This is a genomic window from Ilyomonas limi (assembly GCF_005233845.1).
GTDB lineage: Bacteria > Bacteroidota > Bacteroidia > Chitinophagales > Chitinophagaceae > Ilyomonas > Ilyomonas limi.
Window position 1 is genome coordinate 289,224 of record NZ_SZQL01000005.1, and the last position, 15,174, is coordinate 304,397.

Below are 15,174 nucleotides of genomic sequence, written 5' to 3' on the forward strand. Positions count from 1 at the left end.
ATACCATACATACATATAAATACTATAAAAAGAGAAGCCGTTATTGCTGCGAACAATACCGGCTTCGTAAAAGTTCCCGCAATGAAAGCCGGGGAACTTCTTTGGATGAAATGATTATTTACCCAAAAGTCAATAAAGTTATGCAAATAAGTAATTGCCTGAATAGGCATATCTATACGTTTATGAAAGCAGGATTTTTGCCTTTGTTATTTGTTTTAAGTTTAGCCGGTACCACGTATGCCCTTCCTACTGCCGGTCAGGAAGTACTGGAAGAAAAAATAACCCTCTCGGCAGAGCAAAAAGAAGTAAAAACAATATTATCTGAGATTACACGGTTAACCGATGTAAAATTTGTGTATAGTGCAGAAAAAATTCCGGCACGTAAAAGAGTTTCGTTATTTGTCCGTGATGAAAAGCTTGCAGATGTGCTGAATAAATTGCTTGATCCATTAAATGTATCCTATAATTTGGTAGGCAACCAGATTATTTTAGCGCAAAACAAAGAATCAAAAGCAGCAGCAGATAGCGAACAAAAACAAATATCCATTTCTTCAGCCGTTTATAATTCCTATTTAGCAAGAGAAGTGAGCGGTAAAATAACAGATGAAACAGGAACGCCTCTCGCCGGAGCTTCTGTTGCTGTGAAGGGTACTCAAAAAGGAACAATCACAGCCGCCGATGGCTCTTATACCATAAATGCTGAAACAGGAGATATTTTAGAAGTTTCGATGATCGGTTATCAAACTACTTCCGTAACCATTACCGATGCCGCCAGTTTAGCCATTGTATTAAAATCAACGAATGCGAATTTAAATGAAGTGGTAGTTACAGCCCTGGGTATAAAACGTGATGAAAAAGCATTGGGGTATGCCGTGCAGAAAGTTTCAGGATCGGCGATACAAACCGTAAAAGGAGTAGATGCAGCCACCTCGCTTACCGGGCGGGTATCGGGATTAGTGATAAAAAATTCTACGGAGTTTTTTGCTTCGCCAACCATTGAACTACGTGGCGAAGGGGCATTACTCGTAATTGATGGCGTGCCTTATGGTAATATGACGCTCCGCGATGTGCCTGCAGATGATATTGCAAGCATTGACGTATTAAAAGGACCTACCGCTTCTGCGCTGTATGGTTCACGTGCATCTGGCGGCGTGATGCTGATCACTACCAAGAAAGGAGCAGGTAAAGGTCTTTCGGTAAATATCAACAGCAACACGATGTTCCAGTTGGGTTTTCTTGCAATTCCTAAAATTCAGACACATTATGGTCGCGGACAGTATGGACAGATTGACAACGATTATGTATGGGGACCAAGGCTGGATGCAGGCAATACAGCAACTGATTGGAATCCTGAAACAAAACAATTTGAAGAGAATCGCCCCATGTTGTCATTAGGAAAAGACAACCTGAAAAACTTTATGCAAACAGGCGTTATCACCAATAACAATATCAGCGTTTCGCAAAGCGGTGAGTACGGTAGTTTCAGGGCTTCGCTCAACCATATTTACAATCAGGGGCAGTTTCCGAATGCCAAGCTGAATATGTACAATTTTACTGTAGGTGGTGAATTGAAAGCCACTGATAAGTTTACACTTGAAAGCCACATGGGTATTAGCCGAAGGGAAGCACCCCAAGTATGGGGGACCGGTTATGGAAACCAGGGTTATTTGTATCAGCTTGTTATGTGGACGGGCCCTGAATATGATATTCGCCAATACCAGGATTACTGGAAAGTACCCAACCAAACACAAAACTGGATGTACACCGCCTGGTACGATAATCCATACCTGATTGCTTACGAAAAATTGAATGGTATTGAACAAAATACCATCAATGCAAATCTTACAGCAAACTATAAATTCACGAAAGACCTGAATTTATTGGTTCGTCTTGGGTATGATGTATATAGTAATAAAGAAACCTGGCGTAACCCTACTGCCAACATCTTTTCTACCAGAGGTGGATGGGATGCCAAAGGCAGGTATAGCATCAGTCAAGCCCGGGGTTGGAGTACGAATGATGACATTATTTTATCTTATAATAAAAAGCTTGGCGACTGGACTTTTGATGCGATGGGCGGTGGTACTATTTATCGTTGGGTAGATGAAAGCCTGAATGCCAGTACTAAGAATGGATTAATATCACCTACTTTTTACTCATTGGCAGGCTCAGTGGAGCCGCCAACGATTAGCCAGGGATACAGTGCCCGGCAGGTGAATAGTTTGTATGGTCGTGCATCCATCGGCTGGCGTAATGCCGTGTTTGTAGATGCTACTGGTCGTAATGACTGGAATTCGTCTCAGCCAAAAGAGAACAGGGATTATTTCTACCCTTCCATTGGATCGAGCGTTGTACTCTCTGAATTTTTAAAAACACCAAAATGGCTGGACATGTGGAAAATAAGAGGTTCATGGGCTACCTTTAAAACACCTGCCGATGTGTATGCTACCAACAGGCTCTATTCTACTACCACTTCAGCATGGAACGGATTGAACTCCGCAAGTTATCCAGGTGATCTTTTAGGATTAAACCTGCTACCCAGTTCGCAACGCACCTGGGAGATAGGTACAGCAGCCTATCTGTTTAAAAAACGTTTACATGCGGATATTGCTTATTTCAATAAATATTATTACAACCAGTTAACCGCAGTTTCTATTCCTAACTCATCCGGCTTCTCTTCCACGCTTTTAAATACCGACGAAACGTTTGTACGTCGTGGAATTGAAATAACACTGGAGGGTTCCATTATCAGGAAAAAGAACTTTGAATGGAACAGCATCATTAACTGGTCAAATCAACACCGCTATTACGTAGATATTGACTCTGTTTATTCACCCAAAAGTCCCTGGGTTAAGAAAGGTGAACGTCTTGATACCTATACTGCTTATTACTGGCTCACCGATGCAAATGGCAAAGTGATTCATAATAATGGCATGCCTGTAGAAAGTGATTACGTAAAGAAGTATGGTTATGGTGATCCTGATTTCAGTTTCGGTTTTATCAACAATTTCACCATTGGTAATTTCATGGTTGGAATAAATGTAGATGGCCGTATTGGTGGTTTGATGTACGATTATATATGGGATAAAATGTTTGATACCGGCACCAATCCCGAAACCGATAATCAATACCGCTATGATGAAGTGGTAAATGGTTTGAAGAATTATGTAGGAAAAGGTGTAAAAGTAGTATCGGGCGATGTGACTTATGATAATTTTGGAAATATTGTTACCGACACGCGTAAATATGCCGAAAACGATGTGCCTGTTTCGTACCAGGATTATACGCAAAAATTCCGTGGTGGCAACGAAGGTATTTTAAGCGAATCGTTTGTAAAAGTCCGCGAAATATCAGTTGGCTATCGCTTCCCGGCTACAGTATTGGGAAAAACGGGGATCAAAAATGCTTCTATCGCGCTTACTGCACAGAACGTGTTTTTGTGGACCAAGTTCAAATTCTCCGATCCTGATATTGATACCGAAAACCTGAATGCGCCTTCTCAGCGTATCGTGGGAGTGAACATTAAATTAGGCTTTTAGCCAAAGCCGGTTAATAATTATGGTAAAAGAAAAAATAAACGTATGCTAAAAATTAAATCGCTATATATAATCTTGGCCGTTTTAGTAATAGCAGCAATAAGCTGTTCCAAGTTTGACGAAATCAATACCAACCCCAACAAGCCTACGCAGGTAAGTTCGGCCATGCTTGCCACCAACATGATCTTAGACATTACCCGCAACGATATAAGTTCGCAGAAAGGTTTTATGCAGCCTTTTCTGCTGGGTAAATATGTTACCTGGGGCGAAGGACAGGAAGACAATCAGTACAACAAATTTGGCCGCACCGATTTTGATCGTTTAACTTTATTGCGCAATATTCCTTCAATGATTGCTTTTGCACAAACTGAAGAAACAAAAACTTCTTATGCCGGATTAGGACATTTCATCAGCGCATGGCAGTTTTTCTATACCACCATGCAGGTGGGTGATATTCCTTACACAGAAGCGGTAAAAGGTGAATCGGATGGTGTTATCAAACCAAAATATGATCTGCAGAAAACCGTGTTTCTGGGTATATTAAATGAATTGGATAGTGCCGATTTATTATTCTCACAGGGAGCAGATTTTGATGGTGATCCTGTTTACGGTGGTTCAACTGACAACTGGCGTCGTCTTACCAACAGCTTTCAATTATATGTGCTGATGAACCTGTACAAAAAAACGAATGATGCGGATTTGAAAGTGATTGAACGTTTTAAAAACATCGTCGCTACACGTCCGTTACTGCGTTCATCTGATGATAATTTTCAGTTGGTGTACAATGCCACTGCCGGGCAAAATTATCCCTGGTCTGATGTACCATCAGGTTCCAATCCAAACGTAAAATCTAACTATTTAATGGTTTCTTCCACGCTGATCGATTCGCTGAAGGCATTCCAGGACAGGCGTTTGTTCTATTATGCCAATCCATCGCCGGTACAAATCAGCAACGGCAAGTCTGTTTCTGATTGGAGTGCTTATATAGGTGCCGAACCTTCCAACTCCTTCCCCGATCTGCAAACGATGCGTGTATCCAGAAATTATTCTGATGTAAACAGCAGGTATGTGAATTTGGTGAATACCGAACCGGTGAAAATGTTCAGCTATTCGGATCAGCAATTTATATTAGCAGAAGCTGCGGTAAGAGGCTGGATAAACGATCAACCGGCTCAAGAATATTATGCAGAAGGTATCATGGCAGCTATGCATTTTGTGGCTGCATATACGCCTGATGAAGCAGACTATACGCACAATGTGCTGTTAGATGATGCTTATATACAAGCTTATCCCGCAAGTGCTCCGGTTGTACTTTCAGGAAATACGGAACATCAGATCTCGCAAATTATTACGCAGAAATACCTTGCTAATTTCCTGCACAGCAGCAACTATACAGCCTGGTATGAACATCGGCGTACCGGTTATCCTGCTTTCAAATTAAATAGCACAACCAATTTGAATTTGCCGAGTTCACAGTTCCCGTTGCGCTGGTTGTATCCATCCAATGAATTAAGTTATAATACAGAAAATTTGAACGAAGCACTGGAACGTCAGTATGGTGGTAACGACAATGTAAATGAAGTGATGTGGATATTGAAGGATTAAAACTAACTTTCTACTTTATAACTTATAATTGATAAGCGTTTGTATTTTATGAATTATCCCACAAAGGCACGAAGCACACGAAGTAATTTTCTTTGTGCTCCTTGTGTCTTCGTGGGATAATCATTTGAATGTAAACAGCCATCAAACTAAAAGCATACAATCATTCATGGACAGCCGCAGAGAATTTTTAAAAAAAGTAGCCCTATTATCAGGAGGCGCCGGATTGATGGGCATGATGCCTGCTTCCATTCAAAAAGCATTAGCCATTAACCCCGATCCAGGCAGCACTTGGTTGGATGCAGAGCATATTGTTTTCCTGATGCAGGAAAACCGTTCGTTCGATCATTGCTTTGGAACCTTGCAAGGCGTAAGAGGTTTTAACGATCCACGAGCTATCTCTTTACCTAATCAAAATCCCGTGTGGCTGCAAACCAATGCCGACAGTGAAACATATGCCCCCTTCCGGCTTGATATGCATAATACCAAAGCAACCTGGATGGGCGGCTTACCCCATTCATGGAGTGACCAAGTAGATGCACGCAATAGCGGTAAATATGATAAATGGCTTATTGCAAAACACTACGGCAACCGCGAATACAAGAACTTCCCCATGACCATGGGTTATTATACCCGTGAAGATCTTCCGTTTTATTATGCCCTTGCTGATGCTTTTACGGTTTGCGATCAGCATTTTTGTTCTTCTTTAACCGGCACTACACCAAACCGGTTATACTTCTGGACTGGCACTATCCGTGAAGATGCTAATTCTAAAGCAAGAGTGTGGAACGGCGATACCGATTATGAAGAAAATGCAGCCTGGACTACCTATCCTGAAAGATTGGAACAGAACGGCATCTCCTGGCGCATCTATCAGAATGAGCTAAGTGCGGGTGGTGCGCTTACTTCAGATCAGGATGCATGGCTTGCTAATTTTACCGATAATTCTATCGAATGGTTTGAACAATACCATGTAAAACTTACGCCTACTTATATTGATTATTTGCAAAAAGCACCGGAATTAATTGGGGCTGAGATCGACCAATTAGAAAGGGCATTACAATCTGCAACCGGCAAAAAAGCAGAAGATATACAAAAGCGAATCAACAACAGGAAGCAAACGTTGCAACAGAAGATCGAAGAACAAAAAGTATATACCAGAGAACGTTACGAGCAACTTTCTGAAAGAGAGAAAAACCTGCTAAATAAAGCTTTCACCACTAATAGCGCTGATCCCGATTATCATGAACTCGCCACTTTAAAGTATAAAGATGGAGACACGGAACGCGAACTGGTTATTCCTAAGGGCGACATCTTACATGAGTTTCGTAAAGATGTAAACGAAGGAAAACTACCTACTGTAAGCTGGCTGGTAGCACCCGAAAAATTTTCCGATCATCCTTCTGCTCCCTGGTTTGGCGCCTGGTATGTTTCGGAAGTATTGGATATACTTACCAAAAATCCGGAAGTATGGAAAAAGACCATTTTTGTTTTAACCTACGATGAAAATGATGGTTATTTTGATCATGTACCACCTTTTATATCGCCACATAAACCTGGTTCAGGAAAAGCTTCAGAAGGAATAGACACGGCGGCAGAATACGTAAGCAAAGGGCTGCAAAGCAGCGAGACAGAAGATGTACGGGAAAATGCTATTGGTTTGGGTTATCGCGTACCAATGGTAATAGCGTCCCCCTGGAGCCGCGGCGGTTGGGTTAACTCGCAGGTTTTTGACCATACTTCTAACCTGCAACTGCTCGAAAAGTTTTTGCAACATAAAATAGGAAAGCCGGTAAAAGAAACAAATATCACCGAATGGCGGCGCTGTGTTTGTGGTGATCTTACTTCTGTTTTTCGTCCCCATAATGGCGAGAAAATAGAGAAGCCAAAACCTGTAGAAAGGGAGCCATTCATCGAAGGTATTTACAATGCTAAGTTTAAAAAAGCACCGGAAGATTGGTCGCCTTTATCGGAAACAGATGTAGCACAAATAAAGCAGAATTTATCATCTTCACCTCTTTTACCGCAGCAGGAAAAAGGTACTCGCTCTGCCTGCGCTTTGCCTTATGAGTTATATGCTGATGGAGAATTGAGTGCCGATAAAAAAACATTCAATATAACAGTTGGAGCAGGTAAAAATATATTCGGGGATCAATCTGCAGGCGCACCATTTTCTGTTTATGCGCCGGGCAAATATGCAGGCGAAGTTTGCAGCAATAGAGATTATGCTGTTCGTGCCGGTGATAAGTTGAATGATCAGTGGACGACGGATGATTTTGAAAATAGTTTATATCATTTGCGGGTATATGGTCCTAACGGATTTTTCAGAGCATTTACGGGCAGTAAAGAAGATCCACCAGTAAGCATCCAACTCGATTATGAGCGAACCAAAACCTCACCTGAGAAACTCACCGGAAATATTGTTCTTACCATAAAAAATATCAGTAACGATAAAGCATTTACGATTGATCTTGCTGATAAAAGCTACAAGAAAAGCAGCCGAAGTATCACCGTAAATAAAGCCAATCCTGTTGCTGCAATTATATGGGATCTTAAAGATAGTTTCAACTGGTATGATATTGCTATAAAAGTGCAGGGCTATAACAATTTTGAGAAACGCTATGCTGGACGGGTAGAAACAGGACAACCCGGCAAAACCGATCCGCTGATGGGAAGAATGGTGTAGCGGGAAGATTATGAGTAGTATTTACCACTAAAGATTTTGTGTGTATAACAAGAATAGAATGAAGTAATATTGCTGTATTCCTACATCCAAGCGGATGTTATACATTTAAGAAACAGTTCTTTATCGGCAGGCTAAGATTTTAAATATATGATGAAGGCCATAATATGATACGAAGGAATCAATCCTTTGTGCTCCTTGTGTCTTTGCGGACTTTAAAAACACCTTTTTGCTTAACCATAAAACTTATCACTTTGTCCTCTTCACCAAACGAATTAAAACGAACGCTTACACCCATCATGCTATGGGGGCTTGGCGTTGGGTATGTTATTTCGGGTATGTATTTCGGTTGGAATTTGGGATTAGAAAAAGGTGGTACACTCGGGTTGGCAATCGCTACTTTTTTCATCATTATTCTGTATATTACGTTCACCTTCAGTTATACCGAAATGGCTTGCGCCATACCTAAAGCTGGTGGTGCGTTTGACTATGCCAACCGTGCGCTCGGAAAAGACTGGGGGTTTATCGCCGGTATGGCGCAGAACATCGAATTTATTTTTGCACCGCCTGCCATTGCCTTTGCCATTGGAGCGTACTTCAATTTATTCTTTCCACAAATCCCGGTTTTAGCGATTGCCATATTTAGTTATGTGCTTTTTACCAGTTTAAATATTTATGGCGTAAAAGCAGCCGCTACTTTTGAGTTGATTATTACCGTACTGGCTGTTGGGGAATTATTGTTGTTTGCCGGCGTTACTTTACCACATTTCGAAATGAAGAATTTGCAGTATAATGCCTTTCCGAATGGATGGCAGGGCGTGTTTGCTGCTATCCCTTTTGCTATATGGTTTTTTCTTGCGATTGAAGGCGTGGCTAATGTAGCCGAAGAAGCTATTCGCCCCCAACGTACCATTTTGTTAGGCTTTGGTTCGGCTCTTCTTACTTTGATTATTTTATGTGTGCTGGTGTTCGTTAGTTCTATTGGGGTAGCAGGCTGGGAAGCTATTGTTTATAAAAGCGATGGTAGTACCTCTGATTCGCCATTACCATTGGCTTTGGAGCACATCGTGGGCAGTAATAATCTCCTGTATCATTTATTAATTACGGTAGGATTGTTTGGATTGATCGCTTCGTTTCACGGCATTATATTAGCGGCTGGACGTTCCAGCTTTGAATTTGGAAGAGTGAAGTTTGCACCTGCCTTTTTAGGAAAAATTCATCCCCGTTTCCGAACGCCTTCCAATGCTTTATTAGTAAATATGGTGATTGGAATTATTGCTTTACTAACGGGCAAAACCGCTGAAATTATTACGCTTTCTGTGTTTGGCGCTTTAACCTTATATATCATATCTATGATAGCTTTTTTAAGGCTCCGTAAAAAAGAACCCGAATTGGAACGACCTTTTAAAGTGCCGTTGTATCCTTATTTTCCGATCATTGCATTAGTAATAGGGACTTTTTCATTTATCGCGATGGTGGTGTATGATTTTAAGCTGGCGTTGATTTATTTTGCTATTATGGGATTGTGTTTTTTGTTGTTTAAATTGTTTAGAAACAAAACCATAGTTGATAAAACGTATATTAAAGATATATCCCGCAAAGACACAGAGTACACAAAGAAGATTACTTAGTGTCCTTTGAGCCTTTGTGGGAAAACATTAAAACGTTATGACGGAAAACGAGTTAGCAACTGCAGCAGTAGATATTTGTTATAATATTCATACGAAACTTGGACCGGGTTTGTTGGAAAGTGTTTATGAAGCTGCTTTTGCTTATGAGTTAGATAAACGTAACATTCCTTATGCCCGTCAAAAAGGAATCGTTGCTAATTATGAAAATATAGTTTTAGATATAGGATTCAGAGCCGATATTATTATGGATAATAAGTTAATCATTGAAATTAAATCGGTAGAACATCTTGAAAAAGTACATCACAAAACCGTATTGACCTATTTAAAGCTAACGGGCATTAAACTGGCACTGCTTGTCAACTTTAATGTCAACCTTATTAAAGAAGGCATACACCGTAAAATTCATGGACAACTGATATAAAAGCTATCCCACAAAGACACGAAGTCCACAAAGCATCTCTTTGTGCTCTTTGAGCCTTCGTGGGAAATAAAACTTTCTAACTCACCATATGACAAAAAACGAGATCATTCAATATGTAAAAGACCATCCTTCACAGCGGGTAAAAATTGCCTTCACCGATATTGATGGCATCTTACGGGGGAAATATATTTCTACTGAAAAATTCCTTTCCGTGATAGAATCCGGAATGGGATTTTGCGATGTTATTTTTGGCTGGGATGCCGGTGATGTGGCTTACGATAATGCCCAATATACCGGCTGGCATACCGGCTATCCCGATGCGCCGGCACGCATTGATATTACTACTTTCCGCAAAATTCCTTGGGAGGCTGATTTGCCGTTTTTTTTAGGTGAATTGATTGATAAAGATGGCAACCCCTGTTATGTCTGTCCGCGACAGCTATTAAAGAAAGTATTGCACGAAGCGCAGCAGCAGGGTTATACGCCCTATTTTTCACAGGAATTTGAATGGTTCAATTTTGCTGAGACACCGCAAACGGCTTGTGATAAACAATTCAAAAATCTGACGCCGCTTACACCCGGGATGTTCGGCTACTCTATACTACGCAGTTCACTAAAAAACTCTTTTTTCAATGACCTGTTTAACGACCTCAACCACTTCGATGTACCCTTAGAAGGACTGCATACCGAAACGGGACCCGGCACGTACGAAGCCGCAATTGTATATGCTCCTATAATAGAAGCTGCCGACCGGGCTGTATTGTTTAAAACGTCAGTAAAGGAAATTGCCTATCGGCACGGTATCATGGCTACTTTTATGGCAAAGATCAACGAAAACCTTCCTGGGTGTGGTGGTCATGTGCACCAGAGTTTGTGGGATAGTGATGGAAAGAAAAATCTGTTTCATAATGAGGCTGACCCAATGAAAATAAGTGAGCAGATGAAGCATTATATTGCCGGACAACTATTTTGTCTGCCGCATATCTTACCCTTATTTGCTCCAACTATCAACAGCTATAAACGGCTCGTAGAAGGTGCCTGGGCGCCCACTACGCTTACCTGGGGTATAGATAATAGAACCGTAGCCCTTCGTGTGTTAGCCGGCAGCAGCAAATCCTGCCGGTTAGAAACAAGAGTAATTGGCTCGGATGTGAATCCATACCTCGCTATGGCGGCTTGCTTAGCCAGTGGATTATATGGTATAAAAAATAAACTCGAATTAAAACAACCGGTTACGGTGGGTAATGGCTATCGTGATTATTCCAATGGTTCATTACCTGCTACTTTGCATGAAGCTACCCAGTTGATGAAGCAATCGGAAGTTGCCAAAGAAATATTGGGTGAAAAGTTTATTGAACATTTTGCCCAAACCCGCGAGTGGGAGTGGCGGCAGCATCTGAGAGCCGTAACGGATTGGGAGTACAAACGCTATTTTGAAATTATTTAATCCCACGAGGACACGGAGTACACAAAGAAAAATTACTTAGTGGGCTTGGTGTCTCTGTGGGAAAATGAAAGCATAAAAAGACTATCAAAAATTATCTATAATGACTTTTGACAAAATTTACCAATACAACTTTCCTACAACTATCCGTTTTGGGGCAGGAGCCAGTAAAGAATTGGGTGACTATCTGCTGAAAAATAATTTATCCAGGCCACTAATCGTTACCGATACTATCATCGCACAGCTATCTTTTTTTAAAGCTATTATTGACGATCTTAAGAAGAAAAATATTGCTGTTGAAGTATTCCCGGATATACACAAAAACCCGGTAAAATCGGATGTGTATAAAGGAACGGAAGTATATGATGCTACGCAGCGGGATGCTATCGTAGGCATTGGCGGCGGTGCCGCATTAGACGTGGCGAGAGCTATTGTATTGCGGGTGAATCACCGTGAAGATTTATTTAAGTATGATGATTTGATTGGGGGCGACATATATGTTACCAACGATGTTCCGCATTTTATTACTATTCCCACTACGGCTGGTACAGGAAGTGAAGTAGGAAGAAGTGCCATTATTGCTGATGATGAAACACATCAGAAAAAAATTCTTTTCTCTCCCAAGCTAATGGCAAAAATCGTTTTCGCTGATCCATTGTTGACGATGGAACTGCCACCTTTTGTTACTGCCGCTACCGGTATGGATGCCTTAACACATAATATGGAAGCCTATCTCGCCAAGATGCCGCATCCGTTGTGCGAAGGCATTGCACTGGAAGGTATTTCACTCATTAGCCAGTCTTTGGAAAAAGCCGTAAATAACCCGGATTTGGAATCAAGAAGTAAAATGTTGATCGCTTCGATGATGGGCGCTATTGCGTTTCAAAAAGGATTAGGTGTGGTGCACTCATTAGCGCATCCGCTTTCTTCACTGCTTGATACGCATCATGGACTGGCAAACGCTGTTAATATTCCGTATGGCATGCAGTTCAATATTGCAGGTTTTGAAGATAAATTTAAACGCATAGCAAGAACGCTGGAACTGGAAGATGAAAATGGGGAAGCAGTAGTGAATTATTTATTCGATCTGAATTCCAAAATCAATATACCGCACAAGCTGCGCGCCATTGGTGTAAAGCCGGAACATGTTGAGACCTTAGCGGATTTAGCCATTGCAGATTTTGCACATCCCAATAATCCTAAGCCAGTTACAAGAGAAGATTTTAAACAACTGTATCTGGAAGCATTGTAAAAGTCTGCCTTTGCGAAAGGCTATCTTTGTATAATAATTTCCCAAAAAGGCGCAAAGTCCACAAAGGAGTTTTGCTTTGTGTGCTACGTGCCTTTGTGGGACACATTAGTATCACACATGAAAATAGCATTAACTTATACCGGTTCAGACGAAAAGCATAACAACTACGTGCGCTGGTTGAAGGCAAATGATGATATCACAGTTATAAAAATTTCGGCTGATGATAACAATCTGGAAGAAGTAAAAAATTGCGATGCACTGGTATTATCAGGCGGTGTAGATATTCATCCTGAATTTTATAACCAATATACAGATTATGCGAATGCTCCGCAGGTATTTAATAAAGAACGGGACCATCTTGAATTTGCTGTTTTTCAATCGGCACTTGAGAATGGCAAACCGGTATTAGGTATATGCCGTGGATTGCAATTAGTGAATTGTTTTTTTGGCGGAAGTTTAGAACAGGATTTAGGAAATGATTTGAATAAAATCCACCGTTCTGAAAAGAAGGATAAGGCACACGGACTAACCGTTGAAAGCGGAACAGTATTACACAAAATAATTCAGGCTGAAAGGGGTGTAGTGAATAGTGCCCATCATCAGGCGATAAAAATATTAGGAGAAGGATTAAAAGTAAACTGTGTGGCTGATGATGGTACGATTGAAGGATTCGAATGGGCTAATGCATCCGACAAACCCTTTCTGTTGTGCATTCAATGGCATCCTGAACGCATGTTTCAATTTGGGTTGGAGCATTCTCCTTTATCTAAAAACATCAGAGATACATTTATTGAAGTCATCCATTCATCAAAAGCTAACAATCAATGAAGATCATCAATCCTGCCACCGAAGAAGTAATTACGGAAATACCAGAAGATAATAAACATTCAGTAGAACAAAAATTTCAACAATTACAGGCAGCACAACCATCATGGCAACAAGTGCCGTTAGCAGAAAGAACAGCCATATTAAAACGGTTCTCTGAATTGTTGGAAAAGAATATAGAGCACCTAGCTGCCGTTCTTACATCGGAAGTTGGCAAGCCCTTGCAGCAATCACGCAATGAGATAAACGGTGCCCGTAACCGGATCAAATGGCTGGTAGAAAATGCGGAAAAATATTTGTCCGATGAAACCATGTTTGCCGATACGGGACTGGAAGAAAAAATCGTGTATGAACCTTTAGGCGTCGTGTGTAATATCTCTGCCTGGAACTATCCTTATTTAGTAGGTATTAATGTATTTGTTTCCGCATTATTAGCAGGAAATGCGGTTCTGTACAAACCTTCGGAATATGCTGCCTTAACCGGGTTGGAAATTGAAAAATTATTGAAAGAAGCCGGCGTACCACAGGATATTTTTCACACAGCCATAGGGGCTAAAGAAGTGGGAGAACTGCTATTGGAATTACCTTTTGATGGTTATTTCTTTACCGGCTCTTACAAAACCGGGAAATATATTTATGAAAAAGTTGCGCCTAAAATGGTGCCTTGTCAATGCGAGTTAGGCGGCAAAGATCCCTTGTATGTTGCTGATGATATTGGCGATGTAAAAGCAGTAGCTGCTGGTACAGCCGATGGTGCTTTTTACAACAACGGTCAAAGTTGTTGTGCCGTAGAACGCATCTATGTGCATGAAAGAATCTATGATGCATATATAGATGCCTTTACTAAAGAAGTGCAATCGTGGAAGATAGGACAGCCAACAGAAGAAGGTGTATATATCGGTCCGTTAAGCAGAAAAGAACAACTGTATTTTTTAGAACAACAGGTAGCCGATGCGTTAAATAAAGGAGCTACATTGGTAATCGGTGGTCATCGCCTTAACCATAAAGGATATTATTTTGAACCCACCGTTTTAGCCGATGTAAACCATGCCATGACGGTAATGAAAGATGAATCATTTGGTCCCGTTATCGGCATTATGAAAGTGGCGAACGATGCAGAAGCGATTGAGTTAATGCAGGATACCGAATATGGCTTAACTGCTTCGGTTTATAGCAGCGATAAAAGCAGAGCCGAAAATATATTGATGCAAGTCAACGCCGGAACAGGCTATTGGAACTGCTGCGATCGTGTAAGTGCCGCCTTACCGTGGAGCGGTCGCAAACATTCCGGTTTTGGCGCAACCTTATCTCATGCCGGCTTGCGGGCTTTTACCAAACCAAAAGCATATCATTTGAGAAGTTAAGCAATATATTGAGCTGAATAAGGAGTGCGTTCGGTTTAAGCGGCCAGCATGCCTTTCGTTCAATTCATGGATTACCTGATAACGGAGTTTTTTCCAACTGAATGCCCTGCTTCTGTTCTGAAGTGCGCAAGAGATGTTCAAAATATAAAGCCTTGTGGTTCGCTACATGAGCCGCTTCTAATTGCTGGATTTTTACTGTGTCTGCCTGAATAATTTTTTCCGGCTTTTCGATTACAGTAAGAGTCCTGGCATTTTTGGTTTGATATTACTCTTTCATGGCAATGCGTTCATCCTCTAATCTCTTGGGGTTAGTTCCGCGAAGCTCTGCTTTGCCTTTGGTATTATCTTTATGTAGTGAGTGAATATATCCATAAGAGTCATAATGTATCAGTTTTATTGTATCATTATGTATGTCC

At 41.0% G+C, this 15,174-nt stretch carries 9 protein-coding genes; all 9 read left to right on the forward strand.

The window, feature by feature from the left end:
* The first annotated feature begins 182 nt into the window (after positions 1-182).
* On the forward strand, positions 183-3,539 hold the full coding sequence (locus FC093_RS08865; RefSeq protein ID WP_170971033.1) for a SusC/RagA family TonB-linked outer membrane protein: 3,357 nt from the start codon (positions 183-185) through the stop codon (positions 3,537-3,539).
* A 42-nt stretch (positions 3,540-3,581) separates the two neighbouring features.
* The gene (locus FC093_RS08870; RefSeq protein ID WP_137261409.1) at positions 3,582-5,141 is read left to right on the forward strand and encodes a SusD/RagB family nutrient-binding outer membrane lipoprotein; all 1,560 of its coding nucleotides are present in this window, start codon (positions 3,582-3,584) and stop codon (positions 5,139-5,141) included.
* Positions 5,142-5,235: 94 nt separating this feature from the next.
* Positions 5,236-7,824, forward strand: coding sequence for a phosphocholine-specific phospholipase C (locus FC093_RS08875; protein ID WP_317129045.1), 2,589 nt, complete (start codon positions 5,236-5,238; stop codon positions 7,822-7,824).
* A gap of 251 nt (positions 7,825-8,075) precedes the next feature.
* Positions 8,076-9,452 (forward strand): ethanolamine permease, encoded by a 1,377-nt coding sequence (gene eat / locus FC093_RS08880; RefSeq protein ID WP_240743247.1) that lies wholly within the window; start codon positions 8,076-8,078, stop codon positions 9,450-9,452.
* A gap of 37 nt (positions 9,453-9,489) precedes the next feature.
* The gene (locus tag FC093_RS08885; protein WP_137261411.1) at positions 9,490-9,873 is read left to right on the forward strand and encodes a GxxExxY protein; all 384 of its coding nucleotides are present in this window, start codon (positions 9,490-9,492) and stop codon (positions 9,871-9,873) included.
* 88 nt (positions 9,874-9,961) lie between these two features.
* Positions 9,962-11,320 (forward strand): glutamine synthetase family protein, encoded by a 1,359-nt coding sequence (locus tag FC093_RS08890; protein WP_137261412.1) that lies wholly within the window; start codon positions 9,962-9,964, stop codon positions 11,318-11,320.
* A gap of 100 nt (positions 11,321-11,420) precedes the next feature.
* On the forward strand, positions 11,421-12,569 hold the full coding sequence (locus FC093_RS08895; protein WP_137261413.1) for an iron-containing alcohol dehydrogenase: 1,149 nt from the start codon (positions 11,421-11,423) through the stop codon (positions 12,567-12,569).
* Between the two features lie 117 nt (positions 12,570-12,686).
* Positions 12,687-13,397 carry a gamma-glutamyl-gamma-aminobutyrate hydrolase family protein gene (locus FC093_RS08900; RefSeq protein WP_137261414.1) on the forward strand — a complete coding sequence of 237 codons (711 nt, stop codon included), beginning with the start codon at positions 12,687-12,689 and terminating at the stop codon, positions 13,395-13,397.
* On the forward strand, positions 13,394-14,758 hold the full coding sequence (locus tag FC093_RS08905; protein WP_137261415.1) for an aldehyde dehydrogenase family protein: 1,365 nt from the start codon (positions 13,394-13,396) through the stop codon (positions 14,756-14,758). The genes FC093_RS08900 and FC093_RS08905 overlap by 4 nt, the downstream gene beginning before the upstream one ends.
* Positions 14,759-15,174 lie beyond the last annotated feature (416 nt).